Source organism: Nonomuraea sp. NPDC051941, assembly GCF_044593615.1.
This window is the reverse complement of record NZ_JBIUCF010000004.1, coordinates 171,551-194,320: the sequence shown is the minus strand read 5'-3', so window position 1 is coordinate 194,320 and position 22,770 is coordinate 171,551. Positions and strand designations below refer to the sequence as shown.

Below are 22,770 nucleotides of genomic sequence, written 5' to 3'. Positions count from 1 at the left end.
ACGTAGACTTCATCAAGTACGTGCTTTACGACGCTCACGGAGTTGGCAAGGTGGATCAGAAGGAGACCGAGTTCGTCGACCGGATGGGGCTCGTCATGGAGCGCATCGCCGGGGGCCGGACGATGGGCCGCCTGTACGCGTGGCTGCTGATCTGCGACCCGCCGGACCAGTCGCTCACCGATCTGGCCGCCGAGCTCGGCGTCAGCAAGACCATGGTCAGCACGGTCGCCAGGCAGCTGGAGGCCGGCGGGATGGTCGAGCGCGTCCCCACGTCGGCTCGTGAGCACCGCTACCAGGTCGTTCGCGGAGGATGGGCCCAGATCATGCGGGGCCGGCTGGCCGGCGTCGAGCCGATCGCGGAGGCGCTGAGCCTCGGACTGTCGATCATCGGTGACGACCGCGCCGAGCAGCGGGCGCTGTTGCAGGACACCAGGGACTTCTTCGAGTTCCTCATGCGCGACGCGGACGAGTCGCTCCAGCGCTGGGAGGAGTATCGCAAACGGCTGAAAGACGACGATCAGGGCTCCGGGTGAACATGATCGTCGAGGAGCACGTGCCGTTCACCGCAGGACCCCGGCACGACGCCACCGCGTCCCCTGCCGGGTCGTGCGATCCGCTCAACCGAACAATCATCCAACGATCAAGGGAGTGACGATGTCTGACATCGTCGAGCGGTACAACATCCCCGAACAGCACTTCTGGCTGCACGGCCCGCGGCCGGGCGGGCCGGTCGAGCACAACGCCGCCGCCGGAATGTGGAACGTCTACGGTTACCCCGAGACGCACGAGATCTTCGGCGACCCCGCGACGTACTCCTCCGACACCCTTCGCCTGGCCCCCGAGGACCAGAAGCCGGAAGGGCTGTCACTGGAGGGCTTCATCACCCAGATCGACCCGCCGGAGCACGGCAAGCTGCGCAAGCTGGTCAGCAGCGCCTTCACCCGCAAGGTCGTCGCGGACCTCGAGCCGAGGATCGCCGCCGTCACCAACGAACTGCTCGACGCGGCGCGCGAGCGCGGCGGGTTCGAGCTGGTGCGCGACCTGGCCTATCCGCTCCCGGTCATCGTCATCGCCGAGCTGCTGGGCGTGCCCAGCAGCGATCGCGAGCTGTTCAAGCAGTGGGCCGACACGCTGTTCCGGCAGGACACCAAGGTCTCGTTCGACGACCTCTTCGAACGGCGGGAGCAGGACACGGAGACCACGATGAAGTCGTGGTGGGAGATGTCCGCCTACCTCGCCGGCCACGCCGCCGAACGCCGGCGCCGGCCGCGCGCCGACCTGCTCACGAAGCTGGTCGAGGCCGAGGTGGACGGCGAGCACCTGCCCGACGAGCAGGTGGTCAACTTCGCGATCGTCCTGCTGCTGGCCGGGCACGTCACCACGACGATGCTGCTCGGCAACACGGTCCTGGCCCTGGACGCCTTCCCCGAGCACCAGGACAGGGCGCGGGCAGACCGCGCGGCGATCCCGGCGATCATCGAGGAGTCCCTGCGCTTCTTCACCCCGTTCGCCCTGATCGCCCGCGGCACCACCCGCGAGGCCGAGCTCGGCGGCGTGACGATACCGGCCGATCAGACGGTCCTGCTCTGGCTCGGGGCGGCCAACCGGGACGCCCGGCAGTTCGCCGACCCCGACGTCTTCGACCCCGACCGCGACCCCAACCCGCATCTCGCCTTCGGCCGCGGCATCCACTTCTGCCTGGGCGCCCCCCTGGCCCGGCTGGAGGGCCGGGTCGCCCTCAACATCCTGCTCGACCGGTTCGACCACCTGCGCACCGATCCGGAGGACCCCGTGGTGTTCATGCCCATGCCGACCATGACCGGCGTGCGGCGCCTGCCGCTGGTCTGACCCCACAGGCGGGAGGCCGCGCGGCCTCCCGCCCTTCATGCGCTACTCGCCGCCCGCCACGTACCTGTCGAAGAAGGCGAACGTGCGCCGCCACGCGTCGTCCGCCGCCGCGCGGACGAGGCCGTGACGCAGCGGGAACAGCGCGAGCTTCGCGACGGGGTGATGGCCGTCGGTCATGAAGGAGTGCCCGGCGTCCGGATAGATCTCGACGTCGTGCTCGAGGCCGAGCGCCCGCATGTGCTCGCGCAGCCGCGTGCCGTGCCGCCCGAAGCCCTGGTCGCGGCCGCCGTAGGAGCCCACGACCGGGCACACCGACCGCAGCCGCTCCTGGTCGCGGGGGACCGCGCCGTAGTTGACCGACGCGGCCCGTATGCCGGGCGGCGCGCTCGCCGCGTACGCGAGGGCGAACCCGCCGCCCATGCAGAAGCCGATCACGCCGAGCCGGCCGCCGTCGACGTCGTCGCGGCCGGCCAGCCACTGCCGGGTGGCGTCGATGTCGGCGGCCGGCTGACCCGGCTTCTCCGTCACGAACTGGTGCATGGCCCGCGTCAGGCACCCGACCCTGGTGCCGTGGCTGTACAGGTCCGGTAAGACGGCCCCGTACCCGTGCTCGGCGAACAGGTCCACCACGTCCAGCATGTCCGGTTCGATGCCGTAGATCTCGTGCAGGACCACCACGCCCGGCCACCCGGCGGCGGGCGCCGTCCCCTGCGGCAGCGCCATCGTCGCCTCCAGCGAACCGCCGTCCGGCAGCGGTACGCGCACGTCCTGTCTCATCAGCAGTCCTCAACCGATCAAAGAGCAAGGAACGTAACGTAACACCTCAGGCGTCCCGCCTGACGAGGGCCGCCCAGCCGGCTCCGACGGACAGGCCGGCCCAGGCGATCAGCGTCAGCAGCCCGCCCGTGCGGTCCAGGGCGGTGGCCGGGTCCGCGGGCAGGCCGAGGAGGCTGAGGGCCGCCTCGTGGGGGAGGAGCCGCACCGCGTCCGGCATGCTGCCGCGCAGCGCCGGCGAGATGAGGACCGGCGTGACGAACAGCACGGCGAGCGGCGCCACGACGCCCCTCGCGACGACGGCGAAGCCGTATCCGATGAGGCTGAGCAGGAGATACACCGTCAGGAGGGCGGCCGGATCGGCGACCGGCCGGACGAGGTGGCCGGGCAGGACCGCGGGGCCCGCCGCGAGCAGGCAGGCCGCCGTGACCGCGGCGAGCTTGGCGGCGGCCAGCCGGTGCCGGCCGGGGACGGCGGCCAGGGTGACGCGCAGCTGCCCGGCGCGGTACTCGCTGCCCGCCGCGAAGACGGCGATCGCGACGAAGACGTAGACCGGCGCGACCATGAGGGTGCCCAGCTGCCCGATCGCGACCGGCCCGTCCGGCCCGGCGAGCCGTACGGAGTCCGTCGCCGCCAGGAGGCCGAGCACGGTGTTCGCGGCGGAGGCGACGCCCAGGGCGACCCAGGTCGCCGGGAGCGTGCGGGTCTTGGTGAGCTCCGCGCGCAGCAGATCCGCGAGCCGGATGGCGCTCATCGCGCATCCCTCCTGCTGAGCGTGATCCCGGCGGCCGCCGTCGTGATCCCCGCCCACGCGATCAGCACGAGGAGGGCGTGCACGGGGCCGGCGGTGAGTCGGTTGATCCCGGGGTCGAGCAGCAGGTTCCGGGCGGCGCTGACGGGGAGGAGCGCGTCCAGGGCGGGAGCGGCCCCGGCCAGTGCCTGTGTCATGGTGACGGCGATCTGGGCGATGGTGACGATGACGCCGACGAGCGTGCTGCGCGCGATGACGGTGATCCCGAAGCCGGTCAGCCCGGACAGGACCGCGAAGGCCACGAACTTCCCGTGGCCGAGGAACGCGGCGCCCGTCACGAGCAGGCCCGGGTTCCAGTCCTCGACGGCGGCGTACATGAAGGCGGAGCTGATCCCCGCGATCAGGACGGCCACGAGGAGCAGGTACGTGGCGGTCGCCAGGGCCTTGGCCGCGATCAGCCGGCCTCGCCGCGGCATGGCGAGCACCGTCACCCCGAGCTGGTTCGAGCGGAACTCCTGCCCGGCGATCATCGCGGCGAGGACCGGTACGAGCAGGCCCATCTGCAGCGAGGACGCGGCGAGGAGACCGAGGATCGCCTCGGTCGCCGGTTGCGGCGTCCCGATGAAGATCTCGATGACGCCGTCGGGGGTGATGTCCGCGACCGCCTCGGCGTTCAGCCGGACCGACTGGATCAGGACCAGCGCGTGGAGGCCGAGGACGACGCCGGTGGCGATCCACACGCGCGGCAGGGTGAGGATCTTGGTCAGCTCGGCCCGCACGGCGCTCACCACCCCGGCCTCGCGGGGTCGCCGGTCAGCGCGAAGAACGCCTCCTCCAGCGAGCGGTGCCCGGCGGTGACCTGGGCGAGCGAGCCGTTGGTGACGACGCGCCCGCGGTTGATGACGACCACGTCATCCGCGGTGCCGGACATTTCCGTCATCAGGTGGCTGGAGAGCAGCACGGTACGCCCGCCCGCCGCGTAGTCCCTCAGGAAGCGCCGGATCCAGCGGATGCCCTCCGGGTCCAGCCCGTTCACCGGCTCGTCGAGCACCAGGATCTCGGGCTCGCCGAGCAGCGCCGCGGCCAGGCCGAGCCGCTGCCCCATCCCCAGCGAGTACGTCCTCACCCGCCGCCGCGCCGCCTCGCCCAGCCCCACGAGTTCGAGCACCTCCCGGACCCTGCGCCGCGGGATCCGGTTGGACTGCGCGATCCAGGTGAGGTGATCGACGCCGCGGCGCTCGGGCACCGGGCCGGCTCCGTCCAGCAGCGCCCCCACCGTGCGCAGGGGATGCCTCAGGTCGCGGTACCGCATCCCGTTGACCAACGCGGTGCCGGCGCTCGCCGCGTCCAGGCCCAGCAGGACGCGCAGCGTGCTGGACTTGCCGGCGCCGTTCGGGCCCAGGAAGCCGGTGACCCGGCCGGGACGCGCGGTGAAGCTGACATCTTCCACGGCCGTCTTGGCCCCGTAACGCTTGCTGAGTCGTGAGATCTCGATCATCGCCTGCCTCGCCTCGGATGGACGTCGCCAGCCTCGGGCGGGAGGGCACCTGCTCGCGTCCCCCGAAAGGAGACACCTACCGGGGTTCGTACAGCAGTCCCGCCTCGTGGGCGAGCACGGCCAGGTGCGTGCGGTCGTTCACGCCGAGCTTGGCGAACATGCGCCGCAGGTACGTGCGGACCGTCTCCACGCTCAGGAACAGCTCGTCGGCGATCTGCTGGTTGGAGTGCCCGCGTGCGACGAGCCGCACGACCTGCACCTCGCGCTCGGACAGCACCTGCCCGGCGAACGCGTGCCGCCGCGCGGGCCGCTCGGGCGCGAAGCGGCGGATCAGCCGCGCGGTGACCTCCGGCGCCAGCATGGCGTGGCCGGCGTGGACCGTGCGGACGGCCTGAAGCACCTCCTGCGGGGACGCGTTCTTCAGCAGGAACCCCGACGCGCCGAGGGTCAGCGCCTCATAGACGTACTCGTCCAGGTCGAAGGTCGTCAGCATGATCACCCGAGTGGCCGTGTCCGTGAGGATGCGGCGCGCCGCCTCCAGGCCGCTCACGCCCGGCATCTGAACGTCGAGCAGCGCCACCGCGGGCTTGAGCGCGCCGACGAGCCGCGCGGCCGTCTCCCCGTCGCCCGCCTCCCCGGCGACCCGGAATCCCTCGGTCCGGTCGAACAGCTTCCGGTACGCGGCCCGGAAACGGTCGTCGTCATCGGCCAGGAAGACGCTGACGGCCCCGCTCAAGGCGCGCTCCGGACCGGCAGCCTGGCGCGCACCTCGAACCCGCCCTCCGGATGGTTTCCCCAGGTCACCGTGCCGCCCACCAGCCGGGCCCGCTCACGCATCCCCCGCAGCCCCGACCCGTCCCCGCCGCGCGCCGACCCGTTTTCGCCGCGCGCCGGCCGGGCCCCGGGGCCGTGGTCGCGCACCCGCACGACGATCTCCCCGCCGTCCTGCCGAAGGTCCACCGAGCAGGCCGCGCCCGCCGCGTACCGCACCACGTTGCTCAGCGACTCCTGGACGATCCGGTACGCCACCGTCCCGGCCACGTCGTCGACCGGGCCGTTCACCTCGATCCGCGCCTCGACGCCCACGCCCGCCGCGCGGGTCGCCGCCACGAGTCCGTCCAGCCGCGCGATCCCCGCGACACCCTCCGGCGCGCCGGGCTCGGACCGCAGCCCGCGTACGAGTGCCTGCATCTCCTCCAGTGCCCTCCTCGCGTGCGACTCGACGCCGGCCAGCGTGTCGCGTAACTCCTGCTCGCTCGCGTCGGCCAGGCTCCGCGTCACCCCCGCCTCCGCGCTGATCACGCCGAGCGCATGGCCGACGACGTCGTGCACGTCACGCGCCACCGCCAGTTGCACCCGGGCCCGCTCCGCCTCCTGAGCGGCCGCGATCTGCCTGCCGACCGCCGTGCCGAGCAGCCAGGACACGCTCAACGCGGCCACGGCCAGCGTCAGCCGCTGCCCGGCGCCGCTCGCGTCCTCGCCCGGGACCGCCGCCACCGCCGCCAGCGCCGTGAGGAGGCCGGCGAGGACGAGGACGATCGTACGGGTGCGGCCGGCGCGCGCGACCGCGAGCGGATACAGGCACCACGCCGCGGCCAGCATCGGGTCCTGGCACACCCCCAGGACGCTCCCGGCGATGGTCGCGCCCGCGGCGAGCAGCGGCGACACGGTCGGCAGTCGCCGCCGCAGGACCATCACCGCGCCTGTGACGCAGGCCAGCACCAGCCCGGCCACCAGCCGTGACCGGTCCGCGGAGGCGAACGTCGGCGGCAACCAGAACATCCCGACCACGATCGCCGCGGCCGGCCCATCCAGGAACCGCCTCATCCCCCGTACCTTACGCGGAGCTCGCGTCATTGACTCGAACGGGAGTAAGAGATACATTCCGGTAGATTTCACGGTTGTCCAAGGGAAATCCGGTGAGATGCCGGTGCGGACGCGCCACTGTATCCGGGACGTAGATCCCGGGAGCCAGGTCGCTTGGACTTGCGTGACCTCGTTGGTTGGGACGCGTCATCCCTGAGGAGGCATGTATGAGTGGTCTGTCCACTCCTTCGGCAATCCCCTTCCCCCGTCTGCGGCTGTGGCTGCTCGCCGTTCCGGTGCTGCTGCTGGTCGCCTACCTGGTGCTGATGGACAACGGGGCCATCTCGCAAACCGGTGCCTACCTGCACGAACTCATGCACGACGGACGCCACCTGCTCGGCGTTCCCTGCCACTAGGCACGCGCATGGTACGCACCCTGCTGGTCAGGGGCCTGCTTCTGGGCCTGCTGGCCGGATTGATCGCGGGCGGCTTCGCCTTCGCCTTCGGGGAACCGGGGGTGGACAGCGCCATCGCGCTGGAGGAGGCCCATGCCGCCCAGGAAGCGCCCGGCCATGACCACGGCGAGGAGGCACTCGTCGGCAGGCCGGGACAGAAGGCCGGGCTCTTCCTGGCCACGGGCCTGTACGGGCTGGCCGTGGGAGGGATCTTCGCCCTCGTGTACGCGGGCCTGCGCGGACGGGTCGGCCCCCGGTCGGACGGCGGGCTGGCCCTCGCCGCCGCCGGGACGGCGTTCGTGGCGGTGATCCTTGTGCCGTTCGTGAAATATCCGGCCAACCCACCGGCTGTGGGCGACCCGGAGACGATCAACAGCCGCACCCTGCTCTACGTGGTCACGATCCTCGTCGGGCTGGCCGCGACGGCGATCGCGGTGGCCACCGCGCGCCGGGTCACCGCCGGGCCGTGGGCGCGGTGGGGCGCGGCGGTGGCGGCGTTCCTGGTGCCGGTGATCGCGGCGTGGACCCTGCTGCCGCCCGTGAACGAGGTGCCCGACGGTTTCCCCGCCACGCTGTTGTGGCAGTTCAGGCTCGCGTCGCTGGGGACGCAGCTCGTCTTCTGGGCGGCCTTCGGCGTGCTGTTCGGGTGGGCCTGCGACCGGGCGTCCCGCCGCCCGGTGACCGCCGCGTCGCCGGGCTGAGCGGGGTGCTGTTCGTACGGCACGCGAGCACGCCGGGGATGCGGGCCGCCTGCTTCCCCGCGTCCGACGCCCACGCCGACACGGCGAGCCTGGCCAGGGCCGCCGCGTTGACCCAGACGGTGGTGGCCGGGTCGGTGGGGCCGGGGACCGGGGCGGCGCCGGGGTCGGCGGCCGTGGCTGGGCCTGTGGCCGAGCCGGCGGTCGTGGCTGCGCTCGGGGTGGTGGCGTGGGCGGCTCCCAGTGTTGCCGCCTGCCAGACCGTCGCCGCGCTCGGGCTGGAGGCGCGGGCGGTCCCGGCGCTGGCGGAGGTGGATTGCGGCCGGTGGCGGGGCCTGCCGTACGAGCGGGTCGCCCGGGAGGAGCCGGACGCGCTGGCGAGCTGGCTGACCGACCCGCACGCGGCCCCGCACGGCGGTGAGAGCCTGGCCGCGCACGCCGAGCGGGTCGCCGCCTGGCTCGAGTCCGTACGCGCGGAGCCCGGCGTCGTCGCCGTCTGCGACGCGGGCGTCATCCGGGCCGCGCTCGGCCACGCGCTCGGGCTGGACCCGCTGAACGCCGCCCGTTTCGATCTCGCGCCGCTGTCCGTCACCGAGCTGACCGTCACGCGCGCCGGCTGGCGGGTCGCCCATGTCAACCGGAAGGTTCTGATTTGATCGTCACATATCCGTTCAGCGCGGTCGTCGGGCTCGACGACCTGAAGCTGGCGCTGGTGCTCAACGCGGTCTCGCCGCGGGCGGGCGGCGTGCTCGTACGCGGGGAGAAGGGCACCGCCAAGTCGACCATCGTGCGCGCGCTGGCCGCCCAGCTGCCCGCCGTGAACGTGGTGCCCGGATGCCGGTTCGCCTGCGACCCGGCCGCGCCCGACGCCGGATGCCCGGACGGGCCGCACGAACCCGGCGGCCAGGGGCTGGAGCGCCCGGCCGCGCTGGTGGAGCTGCCGGTCGGCGCCTCGGAGGACCGGCTGGTCGGCTCCCTGGACGTGGAGCGGGCGCTGACGGAAGGGGTGAAGGCGTTCGAGCCGGGCCTGCTGGCCGCCGCCCACCGCGGCGTCCTCTACGTGGACGAGGTGAACCTCCTCCACGACCACCTCGTCGACCTGCTGCTCGACGCGGCGGCCCTGGGCACGTGCTACGTGGAGCGCGAGTCGGTGTCGGTACGGCATGCCGCCAGGTTCCTGCTGGTCGGGACCATGAACCCGGAGGAGGGAGAGCTCCGGCCGCAGTTGCTGGACAGGTTCGGGCTGACCGTCGAGGTCAAGGCGTCCAGGAACCCGGAGGAGCGCGCCGAGGTGGTGCGCAGGCGGCTCGCCTTCGACGCGGACCCCGGCGCGTTCGCGGTCCGGTGGGCGGTCGAGGAAACGGCGCTGGCGAGCCGGATCGCGCAGGCCCGCGCCCGGGTGCCGGGTGTGCGGCTGCCCGACGCGCGGCTGCGGCAGATCGCGACCGTGTGCGCGGCGTTCGAGGTGGACGGCCTGCGGGCCGACCTGGTGACGGCGAGCACCGCCATCGCCCACGCCGCCTGGCAGGGCAGGGACGTGGTGACCACCGAGGACGTGCGCGCCGCGGCCCGGCTGTCGCTGCCGCACCGGCGGCGGCGCGATCCGTTCGACGCGCCAGGGCTGGACGAGGGCCTGCTGGACGAGCTGCTGGCGAGGACGTCGGGGGATGAGGAGGATCCGGACGATCCCGAAGGCGGTCCTGACGGTGGCGGGCCCGAGGGTGGCGGTCCCCAAGGTGGGCCCGAGGGTGGCGGGCCCGGGATGGATGGCGGGCACCGGCAGGACCGTGCGTTTGACGGGAAATACCCGACGGCGGTCGACGATGCCGCCCAGGCGGCCGGGAGCGGGGAAATGCCGCCGGGCGTCGAGGGCACGGCGCCCGATGGTGCGGTGCCGGAGCACAGCGGAGGGCCGGGGAAGGAAGCGGCCGGGCGGGTGGCCGGGGTGGCGGCGCCGTACCGGGTGCCGTTGCTGGAGGTGCCCGGGGTCGGCGAGGGCGCGGCGGGGCGGCGGTCGCGCTCGCGCACCCCGCACGGCCGGGCCACCGGCTCGCGCCGCCCCGCCGGACGCGTGCGCGACCTGCACGTGACGGCGACGGTCCTGGCCGCCGCCCCCCACCAGCTGCGGCGCGGGCGCCGCGGCCCCGGGCTGGTGCTGCGCGAGGACGACCTGCGCGAGGTGGTGCGCGAGGGTAGGGAGGGCAACCTCGTGCTGTTCGTGGTGGACGCGAGCGGCTCGATGGCGGCGCGCAAGCGGATGACCGCGGTCAAGACGGCGGTCCTCAGCCTGCTGCTGGACGCCTACCAGCGGCGCGACAAGGTCGGCCTGGTCACCTTCCGAGGCCGGGGCGCGGCGGTCGCGCTGCCGCCGACCTCGTCGGTGGAGGCGGGCGCGGCGCGGTTGCGTTCGCTGCCGACCGGCGGGCGCACCCCGCTGGCGACCGGGCTGGCGCGGGCCGCCGAGGTGCTGCGCGTGGAACGGCTGCGCGACCCCGCGCGGCGGCCCCTGCTGGTGCTGGTGACGGACGGGCGCGCCACGGCGGGCGGCGACGTGGACCGGGCGGCGGCGCTGCTGGAGGGCACGGCGGCGGTGGTCGTGGACTGCGAGAGCGGCCCCGTACGGCTGGGCCTGGCGGTCCGGCTGGCGGCCCGGTTGCGGGCCCGTCTGGTCTCCCTCGACTCCCTGGCCGATCTCGGGTCGGTCGTGCGCGATCACAGGAAGGCGGTCTGAGCGTGCCGCAGGGAAAGCCCGCCGTCGTGCCCGACGACGGCCTCACCACCCGGCAGCGCCGCAACCGGCCGCTGCTGATCGTGCACACCGGTCCCGGCAAGGGCAAGTCGACCGCGGCGTTCGGGATGGCGTTGCGGGCCTGGAACCAGGGGTGGCCGGTCGGGGTGTTCCAGTTCGTGAAGTCGGCCAAGTGGCGCATCGGCGAGGAGCGGGCGCTGAAGGTGCTCGGGGAGACGGGCGAGGGCGGCTCGGTGACCTGGCACAAGATGGGCGAGGGCTGGTCGTGGATCCAGCGGCCGGGCGCCGAGGAGGATCACGCGGCCGACGCCCGCGAAGGGTGGGAGCAGATCAAGCGGGATCTGGCTGCCGAGACGTACCGGTTCTACGTGCTGGACGAGTTCACGTACCCGCTGAAGTGGGGCTGGCTGGAGCTGGACGACGTGGTGGCCGCGCTCGCCGGACGGCCCGGCAACCAGCACGTGGTGATCACCGGCAGGGACGCGCCCGAGCGGCTGATCGAGGTGGCGGATCTGGTGACGGAGATGGGCAAGGTTCGCCACCCCATGGATGCCGGGCAGAAGGGGCAGAAGGGCATCGAGTGGTAGTTCCCCGGCTCGTCATCGCCGCGCCGTCGTCGGGCAGCGGCAAGACGACGGTGGCCACGGGGCTGATGGCGGCGCTGCGGGCGCGCGGGCTGCGCGTCTCGCCGCACAAGGTGGGTCCCGACTACATCGACCCGGGCTATCACGCGCTGGCCACCGGGTGTCCCGGCCGCAACCTGGATCCGTGGCTGGTGGGTGAGGAGCGCGTACGGCCGCTGTTCCGGCACGGGGCGGCGGGATGCGACGTGGCGGTGGTCGAGGGCGTGATGGGGCTGTTCGACGGGAAGGGGGACACCGACTTCGCCTCGACCGCCCACGTGGCCCGGCTGCTGGACGCTCCCGTGGTGCTGGTGGTGGACGCGGCGCGGCAGAGCAGGTCGGTGGCGGCGGTGGTGCACGGGTTCGCCACGTTCGACCCCCGGGTGCGGGTGGGCGGGGTGGTGCTGAACCGGGTGGGCTCGGACCGGCACGAGGAGCTGTGCCGCTCCGCGCTGGCCGCGGCGGGGATGCCGGTGCTGGGTGCGATCCGCCGCGACGACGCCGTCTCCACGCCGTCGCGGCATCTGGGGCTGGTTCCCGCCGCCGAACGGGAGGCCGAGGCGCTGGCCGCGGTGGACCGGCTGGCCGCGCTGGTGACCCGCTCGTGCGACCTCGACGCGCTGCTCCGGCTGGCGGCGTCGGCCCCGCCGCTGGACGCCGTCCCCTGGGAGCCCGCGCGGGGGGAGCGGACGGACCGGCCGGTGGTGGCGGTGGCGGGCGGGGCTGCGTTCACGTTCGGCTACGCCGAGCACGTCGAGCTGCTGCGGGCGGCCGGGGCGGACGTCGCGGTGTTCGACCCGCTGCGTGACGAGCGGCTGCCGGACGGGACCGCGGCGCTCGTCATCGGCGGCGGCTTCCCCGAGGTGTACGCCGCCGAGCTGGCCGCCAACGAGCCGCTGCGCGCGCAGGTGGCGGCCTTCCGCGGCCCGATCGCCGCCGAGTGCGCCGGGCTGCTCTACCTGTGCGAGGAGCTGGACGGGCAGCGGATGTGCGGGCGGGTGCCGGGCCGGGCACGGATGACGCCGAGGCTGACGCTCGGCTACCGGGACGCGGTCGCGCTCAGGCGTTCCCCGCTGACGGAGCCGGGCGAGCGCTTCCGCGGGCACGAATTCCACCGCACCGCTGTCGAGTACGCAGGCGAGCCGCTGTTCCGCTTTGAGAGCGGCGCCGACGGATTCGGCGACGCCCAGGTGACCGCGTCCTACCTGCACCTGCACTGGGCCGGGCAACCGATGACGGCTCAGCGGCTGGTGTCGTCCTCCAGGTCGCCCTCGGTCTTGAGGTAGACCTCCTGCAGGCCGCGCAGGACCTCCGGGTCGGGGTGCTGCCACATGCCCCGCTCGGCGGCCTCCAGCAGGCGTTCGGCGATGCCGTGCAGGGCCCAGGGGTTGGACTGCGCCATGAACGCCTGGTTCTCCGGGTCGAGCACGTACGTCTCGGTGAGCTTGTCGTACATCCAGTCGGCGACCACCCCGGTCGTGGCGTCGTAGCCGAACAGGTAGTCGACCGTGGCCGCCAGCTCGAAGGCCCCCTTGTAGCCGTGGCGGCGCATCGCGGCCAGCCAGCGCGGGTTGACGACCCTGGCCCGGAAGATACGCGAGGTCTCCTCCGACAGGGTGCGGGTGCGGACGGCGTCGGGGCGGGTGCTGTCGCCGACGTACGCGGCCGGGGCCCTGCCGGTCAGCGCGCGGACGGTGGCGACCATCCCGCCGTGGTACTGGAAGTAGTCGTCGGAGTCGGCGATGTCGTGCTCGCGGGTGTCGACGTTCTTGGCGGCCACCGCGATCCTGCGGTAGGCGTCCTCCATTTGCGGGCGGGCCGCCACGCCGTCGAGGTCGCGGCCGTAGGCGAAGCCGCCCCACACCGCGTACACCTCGGCCAGGTCGGCGTCGTCGCGCCAGTTGCGGCTGTCGATCAGGGGCAGCAGCCCGGCCCCGTACGCGCCCGGCGCCGACCCGAAGACACGCATGGTCGCCCGGCGCTCGTCGCCCCCGGTCTCGGCGACGTGGGCGCGCACGTAGTTGTCCTCGTACGGCTCGTCCAGCCCGGCGGCCAGCCGTACGGCGTCGTCGAGCATGGCCACCACGTGCGGGAACGCGTCACGGAAGAAACCGCTGATCCGCACCGTCACGTCGATCCTGGGACGGCCCAGCTCGGCGAGCGGGATCGGCTCCAGGGACGTGACCCGGCGTGAGGCCTCGTCCCATTCGGGGCGGATGCCGAGCAGGGCCAGCACCTCGGCCACGTCGTCGCCCGCCGTGCGCATGGCGCTGGTGCCCCAGACCGACAGCCCCACCGAACGCGGCCACTCGCCGGTGTCCGACCGGTAGCGCTCCAGCAGCGACTCGGCCATGGCCTGGCCGGTCTCCCAGGCGAGCCGGCTCGGGACCGCGCGGGGATCGACGGAGTAGAAGTTGCGGCCGGTCGGCAGCACGTTGACCAGGCCGCGCAGCGGGGAGCCGCTCGGCCCGGCGGGAACGTAGCCGCCGTCCAGAGCGTGCAGGACGTGGTCGAGCTCGTCGGTGGTGCGGGCCAGGCGCGGCACCACCTCGGTGGCGGCGAACTCGAGGACCCGCGTCACCAGGTCGCGCCGCTCGCCGGGCAGCTCGCGCGTGACCTCCGCCGCAGCCTCCGTCGCCCAGCCGCGTTCCTCCATGGCCTCCACCAGCGCCCGGGCGGCCGCCTCGGCCCGGTCCACGCTGCCGAGCCCCGCCGTGCCGTCCTCGGCCAGGCCCAGCGCCTCGCGCAGGCCGGGCAGCGTCTCGCGGCCCGACCACATCTGCCGGGCGCGCAGCATCGCCAGGACCAGGTCCACGCGCACCTGCCCGGCCGGCGCCTGCCCGAGCACGTGCAGGCCGTCGCGGATCTGCGCGTCCTTGACCTCGCACAGCCAGCCGTCCACGTGCAGGATGAAGTCGTCGAACTCGCTGTCGTGCGGCCGGTCCGCCAGCCCCAGGTCGTGGTCGAGCCGGGCGGCCTGGATGAGCGTCCAGATCTGCGCCCGGATGGCGGGCAGCTTGGCCGGGTCCATGGCCGCGATCGTGGCGTGTTCGTCCAGGAGCTGCTCCAGCCGGGCGATGTCGCCGTACGTCTCCGCCCGCGCCATCGGCGGCACCAGGTGGTCCACCAGCACGGCGTGCGCCCGCCGCTTGGCCTGCGTGCCCTCTCCGGGGTCGTTCACCAGGAACGGGTAGACCAGCGGCAGGTCGCCGATGGCCGCGTCGGTGCCGCACGCGGCGGACATGCCGGCCGACTTGCCGGGCAGCCACTCCAGGTTGCCGTGCTTGCCCACGTGCACCATCGCGTGCGCGCCGAACTCGGCTGACAGCCAGCGGTAGGCGGCCAGGTAGTGGTGGCTGGGCGGCAGGTCGGGGTCGTGGTAGATGGCGATCGGGTTCTCGCCGAAGCCGCGCGGCGGCTGCACCATCACCACCAGGTTCCCCGCCCGCAGCGCCGCGAGGACGATGTCTTTTCCGTGGTCACCCTCGTGCACGAACAGCTCGCCCGGCGGCGGCCCCCAGCGCCGCTCCATCTCCGTCCGCAGCTCCTCGGGCAGGGTGCGGTACCAGCGCTCGTAGGACGCGGCGGAGATGCGTACCGGATTGCCCGCCAGGTGCTCCTCGGTCAGCCAGTCCTGGTCCTGGCCGCCGGCGGCGATCAGCGCGTGGATGAGCGCGTCGCCGTCCTGCTCGGTCACGCCCGGGAAGCCCTCGCCGAGGTCGTAGCCGGCCTCGGCGAGCCTGGCCAGCAGCCTGACCGTGCTGGCCGGGGTGTCCAGGCCGACCGCGTTGCCCACCCGGGAGTGCTTGGTCGGGTACGCCGACAACATCACGACCAGGCGGCGCTCGGCGGGCGGGGTGTGCCGGAGCAGCCCGTGCCGTACCGCGATGCCCGCCACCCGGGCGGCCCGCTCGGGGTCGGCGACGTAGACGGTCAGCCCTTCGGGGTCGATCTCCTTGAACGAGAACGGCACCGTGATGATCCGCCCGTCGAACTCCGGGATAGCCACCTGCGAGGCGGCGTCCAGCGGCGACAGCCCGTCGTCGTTCTCCTCCCACGCCTGCCTGCCGGTGGTCAGGCAGAGCCCCTGCAGGATCGGCACGTCGAGGGCGGCCAGCGCGCCCACGTCCCACGCCTCGTCGTCGCCGCCCGCGCCCGCTGTCGCGGGGCGCGACCCGCCCGCCGCCAGCACGGTCACCACCAGCGCGTCGGCGGCGCGCAGCGTGTCGTGCAGCTCGGGTTCGGCGGTGCGCAGCGAGGAGCAGAACACCGGCAGCGCCTGCCCGCCCGCCTCCTCGACGGCCGCGCAGAGCGTCTCCACGAACGCGGTGTTGCCCGCCAGGTGATGCGCCCGGTAGTAGAGCACCCCGATCACCGGCCCCTGCCCTGGCCGCGCGTCGCGTTCCAGCAGCCCCCAGGAGGGTGTGGCCTCCGGCGGCGCGAACCCGTGCCCGGTCAGCAGCACCGTGTCCGACAGGAACGCGTGCAGCTCGGCCAGGTTCGGCGGCCCGCCGTGGGCCAGGTACGCGTGGGCCTCGGCGCAGACGCCGCCGCTGACCGTGGACAGCTCCATCAGCTCGGCGTCCGGCGCCTGCTCGCCGCCCAGCACCACCACCGGCAGAGGGCCGGCCAGCAGTGCGTCCAGGCCCTCCTCCCAGGCGCGCCGCCCGCCGAGCAGGCGTACCACGACTACGTCGACGCCTTCCAGCAGGGCGGGCAGTTCCTCGGCCGCCAGCCGGGCCGGGTTGCCCAACCGGTAGGCGGCACCGCTCGCGCGAGCGCTGAGCAGGTCGGTGTCGGAGGTCGAGAGCAGCAGGACGGTACGGCTGTCGCCAGGCACGGCGCAATCCTCCCTCGGGGTCCTCGCCCCGGTCGCGGGTGTCGCGGCGGCCGGAGTCTCCTGGCTCCCGGATCAGCGCTCACCCCGGCCTTCCCACCCGTCGCCGGGCAGTGGCCTGCGGTGGGGTTCGCTCCCCGGTCACAGTGGCGGGACCGCGCCGGATTCGCACCGGCTTCCTCCCTAGCCATCGCCTACAGGGAGCCTACGACAAGAGCGGCCCCCGCCAGAAGTGGCGTTACCATCCTGATCGTGTCCATAGCCGACTTTTCCGGACGTATGCGCCCCGACGCCTGTCCGGGGGCGCTACAGGTGCACGAGGCGGCCGACGGCCCGCTGGCCCGCGTCCGCCTGCCCGGCGGCGCGATCTCACCCGCCCGGCTGCGCGAGCTGGCCGCCTGCGCGGCCGACCTCGGCTCGGACGTGATCGAGCTGACCTCCCGGGCGAACGTCCAGGTGCGCGGCCTGCGCTCACCCGCCGCCTTCGCCGAGCGGATCGCCGCCGCCGGACTGCTGCCGTCGCAGGCGCACGAGCGCGTACGCAACATCGTGGCCTCGCCGCTCGGCGGTCGCACCGGCCCCGGCCTGCTGGACCCGCAGCCCCTGGTGGCGGCGCTGGACCGGGCGCTGTGCTCGCGGCCCCGGCTGGCCGGGCTGCCGGGGCGGTTCCTGTTCGCGGTGGACGAGGGCAGCGGTGACATGCTCGCGCTGGAGGCCGACGTCACGTTCTTCGACGGGCGGCTGCTGCTGGCGGGCGTGGACGCCGGGCTCGCCGTGGGGGCGGACGTGGCCGCCGAACTCATGATCGCCGTCGCCGAGGCGTTCCTCGACGAACGGCCGGAAGGGGATCGGGGCGCGTGGCGGATCGCGGAGCTGGACAACGGCCCCGCCCGCATCGCCACCCGCCTCCGCACCACCACCGCTCCGGTCGTCCGGGATGTGCCGGCGGTGTCGGCGCCGCGTGCCGGGCGGGTCGAGCAGCGGGACGGGCGGGTGGCGCTGGAGGTCGTGGTGCCGCTCGGACGGCTGTCCGCCGCTCAGGCAAGCGCCATCGCCGCAGCGGCCGAGGCGAACGGCCCGGCCGGCACCACCGGCGCGCCTGGTCCGGGAGACGCCACCGGTGCGTCCGACCCGGGAGACGCCACCGGCGTGCCGGTCCGGCTGACGCCGTGGCGGACCGTCGTACTCCTCGACCTCCCGCCCGCCGCCGCCGGCCGGGCGGCGCGAATGCTGGAGGCGGCCGGGCTGGTGACGGACCCGGCGTCGCCGTGGGCCGGGGTGAGCGCCTGCACCGGCCGTCCGGGCTGCGCCAAGTCCCTGGCCGACGTCCAGGAGGACGCGCGGCGCTGGGTGGCGACCCTGGACGGCCCTCCGGCGATGCCCGTGCATTGGGCCGGTTGCGAGCGGCGCTGCGGGCTGCCGCGCGGCCGGGTCGTCCAGATGGTCGCCACCGGCGACGGATACCAGGAAAGGCATCAGTGAGCGACTACCTCCGAGACGGGGCCGAGATCTACCGGCGCTCGTTCGCGACCATCCGTGCCGAGACCGACCTCACCGGGATGCCGCCCGAGGTCGCGCAGGTGGCGGTGCGGATGATCCACGCCTGCGGCATGACCGACCTCGTGACCGACCTGGACTGGTCACCTGCCGTGGTCGTCCGGGCGCGCGCGGCGCTGCGAAGGGGCGCGCCCGTGCTGTGCGACGCGCAGATGGTCGCGTCCGGCGTGACCAGGCGCCGGCTGCCCGCGGACAACGCCGTGGTGTGCACGCTGGGCGACCCCGGCGTCCCGGAGCTGGCCGAACGGCTCGGCACCACGCGCAGCGCCGCCGCGCTGGAGCTGTGGCGCGACCGCCTCGACGGCGCGGTGGTGGCCATCGGCAACGCGCCGACCGCGCTGTTCCGGCTGCTCGAACTGGTCGCCGAGGGCGCGGGCAGGCCCGCCGCCGTGCTCGGCATCCCGGTGGGGTTCATCGGCGCGGCCGAGTCCAAGCGGGCGCTGGCGGACAGCGACCTGGAATATCTGGTGGTGCACGGCCGCCGCGGCGGCAGTGCGATGACGGCGGCGGCGGTCAACGCCATCGCGAACGAGACGGAGTGATGGCGATGACGGGACGGCTGTACGGGGTCGGGCTCGGTCCTGGGGATCCCGAGCTGGTCACGGTCAAGACGGCCCGGCTGATCGGCGAGGCCGACGTGATCGCCTACCACGCCGCCAGGCACGGCCGCAGCATCGCCCGCTCGATCGCGCTGCCGTACATGAAGGAAGGCCAGATCGAGGAGCTGCTGCTCTACCCGCTGACCACGGAGACCACCGACCACCCCGGCGGCTACCAGGGCGCGCTCGACGACTTCTACGCCGACTGCGCCGAGCGGCTGGCCGCCCACCTGGACGCGGGCCGGACCGTGGTCGTGCTGTCCGAGGGCGACCCGCTGTTCTACGGCTCGTACATGCACATGCACAAGCGGCTCGCCCACCGCTATCCGACCGAGGTGGTGCCCGGCGTCACCTCCGTCAGCGCCGCCTCGGCCGTGCTGGGCCGGCCGCTGGTGGAGCGGGACGAGGTGCTGACCGTGCTGCCCGGCACGCTGCCCGCCGAGGTGCTGGCGGACAGGCTCCGCGGCACCGACTCGGCGGCGGTGCTCAAGCTGGGCCGGACGTTCGAGAAGGTCCGCGACGCGCTGGCCGAGGCCGGGCGGCTGGACGACGCCTGGTACGTCGAGCGCGCCACCATGGGAGCCGAACGGGTCGCGCCGCTCAAGGACGTGGACGCCGACGGGGTGCCGTACTTCTCGCTGGCCCTGCTCGCCAGCCCCGCCGAGCGGACCTTCGTCCCCGAACCGCCCCCGACCGAGACCCGGGGTGAGGTGGTCGTGGTGGGCCTCGGGCCCGCCGGGCGGCCGTGGCTCACGCCCGAGGCCCAGGAAGCTCTGGCGGCGGCGACGGACCTCGTCGGGTACGGCCCGTACGTGGACCGCGTCGCCCCGAACCCGCGCCAGCGCCGCCACCGCACCGACAACCGGGTCGAGGCCGAGCGCGCCCGGCACGCGCTGGAGCTGGCCCGCGACGGCGCGCGGGTGGCCGTGGTGTCCTCCGGCGACCCGGGCGTGTTCGCGATGGCCAGCGCCGTGCTGGAGGCCGCGGCCGGCTTCCCGGACGTGCCGGTGCGGATCGTCCCCGGGCTGACCGCGGCCCAGGCCGTGGCCAGCCGGGTCGGCGCGCCGCTGGGCCACGACTACTGCGTGCTGTCGCTGTCGGACCTGCTCAAGCCGTGGGAGGTGGTGGCCGGCCGGCTGAGCGCCGCCGCGAAGGCGGACCTGGTGCTGGCGATCTACAACCCGGCCTCGCGCAGCCGTACGTGGCAGGTCTCCGCCGCCCGTGACCTGCTGCTGGAGCACCGCGACGCCGCCACCCCGGTGGTGATCGGGCGTAATGTCGGCGGCGAGCGGGAGAGCGTCACCGTCACCACGCTCGGCGCGCTCGACCCCGCGCAGGTGGACATGCGCTGCCTGCTGATCGTCGGCTCCTCGACGACCCGGGTCACCGAGCGCGGCGTCGTCTACACGCCGCGCCGCTATCCCTGAGCCCAGGCGGCCGCCTCCGCGGCGGTCTCCACCAGCCGGACGCCGGCGGGCAGTGGCGGCCGGTCCACCATGATCACCGGCAGTCCGAGCTCGCGGGCCGCGACGAGCTTGGCGGTGGTCATCGGCCCGCCGCTGTCCTTGGTGACCAGCACGTCCAGCCGGTGCTCGCGGATGAGGGCGCGTTCACCCTCGACCGTGTACGGCCCGCGGTCCAGCAGGACGTGCACGTGGTCCGGGATCGGCGGTTCGGGCGGATCGACGGACCTGGCCAGCAGCCACACCCCGGCCAGACCGGTGAAGACCGGCAGGCTCCGGCGGCCGGTGGTCAGGAACACCCGCACCGGACCACCGCCCGGCCGTGCGGCGGCCTCGGACAGTCGTGCGGCGGCCGCGTGCAGGGAGGGCACGCGCTGCCAGGTGTCGCCCGGTCCCTCCCGCCAGCCCGGGCGGCGCAGGACGAGCAGCGGCACGCCCGTCCGCGCCGACGCCTCGGCCGCCGAGGCCGTCATCCGCGCGGCGAACGGGTGCGTGGCGTCCACCAGGGCGTCGATCCGCTCGGCCGCCAGCCAGGCGGCCAGCCCGTCCGGCCCGCCGAACCCGCCCTCGCGCACCTCCCCGACCGGCAAGCGCGGGTTGCTCACCCGCCCGGCCAGCGACGACACCACGTGAACGCCGCAGTCGGACAACTCGGCGGACAACTCGGCGGACAGCCCGCCGGACAACTCGCCGGACAGCTCGGCGGCCAGCGCCCGGGCCTCGGCCGTGCCGCCCAGGATCAGGACCCGTCGCACGGCCGTTCCCGCTCCGCGCTGTAGAGGTGGCTGTCGGGGAACTGCGTGGCCGACAGCACCCGGCCGACGACGATCACCGCCGTACGCCGGATCCCGGCCGCCTGGACCTGCCCGGCGATGTCCGCCAGCGTGCCGCGCAGGATCACCTCGTCGGGCCTGCTGGCCCGGGCCACCACCGCCACCGGGCAGTCCGGCCCGTACGAGGGCAGCAGCTCCTCCACCACCGCCTCGATCCGCTGCACGGCCAGGTGCAGCACGATCGTGGCGCCGCTCGCGCCCAGGGTCTTCAGGTCCTCCCCTTCGGGCATCGGCGTGGCCCGCGCCGAGGTGCGGGTCAGGATGACGGTCTGCCCGACGCCGGGCACGGTCAGCTCCCTGCCCAGCGCAGCCGCCGCCGCCGCGAACGCCGGCACCCCCGGGACCACCTCGTACGGCACGCCGAGCTCGTCCAGCCTGCGCATCTGCTCGGCCACCGCGCTGAACACCGACGGGTCGCCGGAGTGCAGCCGCGCCACGTCCAGACCCGCGCGGTGGGCGGCCAGCAGCTCCACCACGATCTCGTCGAGGGTGAGGTTCGCGGTGTCGACGAGCCTGGTTCCCACGAGGCAGGCGTCCAGGAGCTCGCGGGGCACGAGCGAACCCGCGTACAGGCAGACCGGCGACGACTGCAGCCGCCGCAGGCCGCGCAGCGTGATCAGATCGGCGGCGCCGGGGCCCGCCCCGATGAAGTACACGGTCACGGCACGTCCTTCCTGGTGACCGACCACACGGTCACCGGCATCGCGGCCCGCCAGCCCGTGAAGGAGCCGACGGGTGAGGCCCGCTGTACGGCCAGGCGGACCAGATCGCCGCCGAGCCGGGCGTACCACTGGGCCATGACGGACTCGGACTCCAGGGTGACGGCGTTCGCCACCAGCCTGCCGCCGGGCCGCAGCGCCGCCCAGCAGGTCTCCAGCAGCCCGGGCACGGTCAGGCCGCCGCCGACGAACACCGCGTCCGGCGCCGGCAGGCCCTTCAGCACGGCCGGCGCCCGGCCTTCGACGATCCGCAGCGCCGGCACGCCGAGCCGGTCGGCGTTGCGCGCGATGGCGGCGGCGCGGTCGGCCCTGCTCTCGATCGCCACGGCCGCGCACGCCGGATGGCTGCGCATCCACTCGACGGCGATGCTGCCCGCGCCCGCGCCCACGTCCCACAGCGTCTCCCCGGGCAGCGGGGCGAGCCGCGACAGGCTGACGGCGCGGACCTCCCGCTTGGTGAGCTGCCCGTCGTGCTCGAACGCGGCATCGGGCAGGCCGGGCACGCGGGGGAGGGGTTCGGCGCCGGGGGCGGGGACGCACTCGAGGGCGATCACGTTCAGCGCGGAGGGGGCGGCTTCCCGTGATTCCCAGGTCTCCGCCGTCCCCGTCAGTACGCTCTCCGAGCCCGCGCCCAGGTCCGACAGGACGGTCATGGGGCTGGGGCCGTACCCGAGCCCGGTCGCGAGCCCGGCCACCAGGGACGGGGAGTCGCGGCCGGCGCCGAGCACGAGGAGCTGCCGCCCGGGCAGGATCGCGGCGTTCAGCGCGGCAGGGGGGCGGCCCACGAGGCTGACCACGTCCACCTGCTCCACCGGCCAGCCGAGCCGGGCGCACGCCAGCGACAGCGACGAGACGTGCGGCACCACGCGGATGCTCGCCGAGCCCAGCAAGCGCACCAGCGTGGCGCCGATGCCGTAGAACAGGGGATCGCCGCTGGCCAGCACGCACACCTCGCGCCCGGCGTACGTCTCCATGAGGGAGGGCAGCGCGGGCAGCAGCGGGGAGGGCCAGGCCACGCGCTCGGCGGTCGGGACGGGCACGAGGTCGAGCTGCCTGCGCCCGCCCATGAGCACCTCGGCGGCCTCCAGCACGCGCCGCGCGTCCGGGGACAACCCGTCCCAGCCGTCCGCGCCGATGCCGACGACCGTGATCACACGTTGCCCAGGACGCGCGTCACCTGGATCTCCACGACCACCCGCGCCGGGTTGGGGCGCGGCGGCTTGTAGCGGGCGGCGTAGCGGTGCTCGGCGTCGGCCACCTGTTCAGGCTCGGTACGCAGCACCGCCCGGCCCTCCAGCGTCGACCAGCGGCGGCCGTCCACCTGGCAGAGCGCCACCGGCGCGCCGTCGGCGCCGATGAGCCCGGCCTTGACCGAGGTGCCCGAGGTGATGACCCGGGCGATGCCGGTGGCCAGGTCCAGCGTCGCGCCCACCGGCACCACGTGCGGCGGGCCGTCGGGGCGCGTGGTGGAGAGCGTGCACAGGTGCCGCTCCTGCCAGAACGCGGCGAAGGCGTCGCCCTGTTCGACGAGATTCACGGCCCTCCTTGGGTGATTTGCGA

Annotated in this window: 22 protein-coding genes and 2 riboswitches; of the genes, 11 read left to right on the top strand and 11 right to left on the bottom strand. The window is 74.3% G+C overall.

What is annotated here, in order from left to right; genetic code table 11:
- The first annotated feature begins 50 nt into the window (after positions 1 to 50).
- Positions 51 to 533, top strand: coding sequence for a MarR family transcriptional regulator (locus ACIHFD_RS10050; RefSeq protein WP_350727413.1), 483 nt, complete (start codon positions 51 to 53; stop codon positions 531 to 533).
- Positions 534 to 654: 121 nt separating this feature from the next.
- Positions 655 to 1,848 (top strand): cytochrome P450, encoded by a 1,194-nt coding sequence (locus tag ACIHFD_RS10045; RefSeq protein WP_397366446.1) that lies wholly within the window; start codon positions 655 to 657, stop codon positions 1,846 to 1,848.
- Positions 1,849 to 1,890: 42 nt separating this feature from the next.
- Here ACIHFD_RS10045 and ACIHFD_RS10040 read toward each other — a convergent pair whose 3' ends face one another.
- The 6 genes from ACIHFD_RS10040 to ACIHFD_RS10015 form a co-directional block, all read right to left on the bottom strand.
- Positions 1,891 to 2,625, bottom strand: a complete 735-nt coding sequence (locus ACIHFD_RS10040) for a dienelactone hydrolase family protein (protein ID WP_397366445.1) — start codon at positions 2,623 to 2,625, stop codon at positions 1,891 to 1,893.
- Between the two features lie 46 nt (positions 2,626 to 2,671).
- On the bottom strand, positions 2,672 to 3,376 hold the full coding sequence (locus ACIHFD_RS10035; RefSeq protein WP_397366444.1) for a hypothetical protein: 705 nt from the start codon (positions 3,374 to 3,376) through the stop codon (positions 2,672 to 2,674).
- Entirely contained in the window at positions 3,373 to 4,161 is a 789-nt protein-coding gene (locus tag ACIHFD_RS10030) for an ABC transporter permease (RefSeq protein ID WP_397366443.1), read from the bottom strand. The genes ACIHFD_RS10035 and ACIHFD_RS10030 overlap by 4 nt, the downstream gene beginning before the upstream one ends.
- A complete protein-coding gene (locus ACIHFD_RS10025) occupies positions 4,158 to 4,871 on the bottom strand; it encodes an ABC transporter ATP-binding protein (RefSeq protein ID WP_397366442.1) in 714 nt (237 codons plus the stop codon). Before ACIHFD_RS10025 ends, ACIHFD_RS10030 begins: the two co-directional genes overlap by 4 nt.
- Before the next feature lie 76 nt (positions 4,872 to 4,947).
- Complete coding sequence (locus ACIHFD_RS10020; RefSeq protein WP_397366441.1) at positions 4,948 to 5,607, bottom strand: response regulator; 660 nt, start codon at positions 5,605 to 5,607, stop codon at positions 4,948 to 4,950.
- Positions 5,604 to 6,698 (bottom strand): sensor histidine kinase, encoded by a 1,095-nt coding sequence (locus ACIHFD_RS10015; RefSeq protein WP_397366440.1) that lies wholly within the window; start codon positions 6,696 to 6,698, stop codon positions 5,604 to 5,606. Before ACIHFD_RS10015 ends, ACIHFD_RS10020 begins: the two co-directional genes overlap by 4 nt.
- 42 nt (positions 6,699 to 6,740) lie before the next feature.
- A riboswitch (cobalamin riboswitch) is annotated at positions 6,741 to 6,870 on the top strand.
- Positions 6,871 to 6,904: 34 nt separating this feature from the next.
- Here ACIHFD_RS10015 and ACIHFD_RS10010 point away from each other — a divergent pair.
- The 6 genes from ACIHFD_RS10010 to ACIHFD_RS09985 are packed head-to-tail and all read left to right on the top strand — an operon-like array spanning position 6,905 to position 12,488.
- Positions 6,905 to 7,093, top strand: a complete 189-nt coding sequence (locus ACIHFD_RS10010) for a CbtB-domain containing protein (RefSeq protein WP_192784851.1) — start codon at positions 6,905 to 6,907, stop codon at positions 7,091 to 7,093.
- Positions 7,094 to 7,101: 8 nt separating this feature from the next.
- Complete coding sequence (locus ACIHFD_RS10005; protein WP_397366439.1) at positions 7,102 to 7,833, top strand: CbtA family protein; 732 nt, start codon at positions 7,102 to 7,104, stop codon at positions 7,831 to 7,833.
- Positions 7,779 to 8,486: a histidine phosphatase family protein gene (locus tag ACIHFD_RS10000; RefSeq protein ID WP_397366438.1), complete on the top strand. Its 708-nt coding sequence runs from the start codon at positions 7,779 to 7,781 to the stop codon at positions 8,484 to 8,486. The genes ACIHFD_RS10005 and ACIHFD_RS10000 overlap by 55 nt, the downstream gene beginning before the upstream one ends.
- Positions 8,483 to 10,561, top strand: coding sequence for a magnesium chelatase subunit D family protein (locus ACIHFD_RS09995; protein ID WP_397366437.1), 2,079 nt, complete (start codon positions 8,483 to 8,485; stop codon positions 10,559 to 10,561). The genes ACIHFD_RS10000 and ACIHFD_RS09995 overlap by 4 nt, the downstream gene beginning before the upstream one ends.
- Positions 10,562 to 10,563: 2 nt before the next feature.
- Positions 10,564 to 11,166 (top strand): cob(I)yrinic acid a,c-diamide adenosyltransferase, encoded by a 603-nt coding sequence (gene cobO / locus ACIHFD_RS09990; RefSeq protein WP_350727425.1) that lies wholly within the window; start codon positions 10,564 to 10,566, stop codon positions 11,164 to 11,166.
- On the top strand, positions 11,160 to 12,488 hold the full coding sequence (locus ACIHFD_RS09985) for a cobyrinate a,c-diamide synthase (RefSeq protein WP_397366436.1): 1,329 nt from the start codon (positions 11,160 to 11,162) through the stop codon (positions 12,486 to 12,488). The genes cobO and ACIHFD_RS09985 overlap by 7 nt, the downstream gene beginning before the upstream one ends.
- Here the strand turns inward: ACIHFD_RS09985 and cobN are convergent.
- A complete protein-coding gene (cobN, locus tag ACIHFD_RS09980; RefSeq protein WP_397366435.1) occupies positions 12,443 to 16,042 on the bottom strand; it encodes a cobaltochelatase subunit CobN in 3,600 nt (1,199 codons plus the stop codon). The genes ACIHFD_RS09985 and cobN overlap by 46 nt on opposite strands.
- Positions 16,043 to 16,095: 53 nt before the next feature.
- A riboswitch (cobalamin riboswitch) is annotated at positions 16,096 to 16,221 on the bottom strand.
- Between the two features lie 70 nt (positions 16,222 to 16,291).
- Between cobN and ACIHFD_RS09975 the strand changes: the two genes are divergently transcribed.
- From ACIHFD_RS09975 to cobJ, 3 genes are read left to right on the top strand one after another with little or no spacing between them, the layout of a single operon-like run.
- The gene (locus ACIHFD_RS09975; RefSeq protein WP_397366434.1) at positions 16,292 to 17,521 is read left to right on the top strand and encodes a precorrin-3B synthase; all 1,230 of its coding nucleotides are present in this window, start codon (positions 16,292 to 16,294) and stop codon (positions 17,519 to 17,521) included.
- Complete coding sequence (locus ACIHFD_RS09970; RefSeq protein ID WP_192784805.1) at positions 17,518 to 18,138, top strand: precorrin-8X methylmutase; 621 nt, start codon at positions 17,518 to 17,520, stop codon at positions 18,136 to 18,138. The genes ACIHFD_RS09975 and ACIHFD_RS09970 overlap by 4 nt, the downstream gene beginning before the upstream one ends.
- Positions 18,139 to 18,143: 5 nt before the next feature.
- The gene (gene cobJ / locus ACIHFD_RS09965) at positions 18,144 to 19,622 is read left to right on the top strand and encodes a precorrin-3B C(17)-methyltransferase (RefSeq protein WP_397366433.1); all 1,479 of its coding nucleotides are present in this window, start codon (positions 18,144 to 18,146) and stop codon (positions 19,620 to 19,622) included.
- Here cobJ and ACIHFD_RS09960 read toward each other — a convergent pair.
- From ACIHFD_RS09960 to ACIHFD_RS09945, 4 genes are read right to left on the bottom strand one after another with little or no spacing between them, the layout of a single operon-like run.
- Positions 19,613 to 20,413: a cobalt-precorrin-6A reductase gene (locus tag ACIHFD_RS09960; RefSeq protein WP_397366431.1), complete on the bottom strand. Its 801-nt coding sequence runs from the start codon at positions 20,411 to 20,413 to the stop codon at positions 19,613 to 19,615. The genes cobJ and ACIHFD_RS09960 overlap by 10 nt on opposite strands.
- Positions 20,398 to 21,153 (bottom strand): precorrin-4 C(11)-methyltransferase, encoded by a 756-nt coding sequence (gene cobM, locus ACIHFD_RS09955; RefSeq protein ID WP_364262136.1) that lies wholly within the window; start codon positions 21,151 to 21,153, stop codon positions 20,398 to 20,400. Before cobM ends, ACIHFD_RS09960 begins: the two co-directional genes overlap by 16 nt.
- A complete protein-coding gene (gene cbiE, locus ACIHFD_RS09950; RefSeq protein WP_397366430.1) occupies positions 21,150 to 22,364 on the bottom strand; it encodes a precorrin-6y C5,15-methyltransferase (decarboxylating) subunit CbiE in 1,215 nt (404 codons plus the stop codon). The genes cobM and cbiE overlap by 4 nt, the downstream gene beginning before the upstream one ends.
- Entirely contained in the window at positions 22,361 to 22,747 is a 387-nt protein-coding gene (locus ACIHFD_RS09945; protein WP_364262131.1) for a TIGR03618 family F420-dependent PPOX class oxidoreductase, read from the bottom strand. The genes cbiE and ACIHFD_RS09945 overlap by 4 nt, the downstream gene beginning before the upstream one ends.
- Positions 22,748 to 22,770: the final 23 nt, after the last annotated feature.

What these genes read in the sequence shown, in the direction of transcription:
- ACIHFD_RS10045 (WP_397366446.1), top strand. Translation starts at nt 655, where the DNA reads ATGTCTGACATCGTCGAGCGGTACAACATCCCCGAACAGCACTTCTGG.
- ACIHFD_RS10040 (WP_397366445.1), bottom strand. Translation starts at nt 2,625, where the DNA reads ATGAGACAGGACGTGCGCGTACCGCTGCCGGACGGCGGTTCGCTGGAG.
- ACIHFD_RS10035 (WP_397366444.1), bottom strand. Translation starts at nt 3,376, where the DNA reads ATGAGCGCCATCCGGCTCGCGGATCTGCTGCGCGCGGAGCTCACCAAG.
- ACIHFD_RS10025 (WP_397366442.1), bottom strand. Translation starts at nt 4,871, where the DNA reads ATGATCGAGATCTCACGACTCAGCAAGCGTTACGGGGCCAAGACGGCC.
- ACIHFD_RS10015 (WP_397366440.1), bottom strand. Translation starts at nt 6,698, where the DNA reads ATGAGGCGGTTCCTGGATGGGCCGGCCGCGGCGATCGTGGTCGGGATG.
- ACIHFD_RS10010 (WP_192784851.1), top strand. Translation starts at nt 6,905, where the DNA reads ATGAGTGGTCTGTCCACTCCTTCGGCAATCCCCTTCCCCCGTCTGCGG.
- ACIHFD_RS10005 (WP_397366439.1), top strand. Translation starts at nt 7,102, where the DNA reads ATGGTACGCACCCTGCTGGTCAGGGGCCTGCTTCTGGGCCTGCTGGCC.
- cobJ (WP_397366433.1), top strand. Translation starts at nt 18,144, where the DNA reads ATGACGGGACGGCTGTACGGGGTCGGGCTCGGTCCTGGGGATCCCGAG.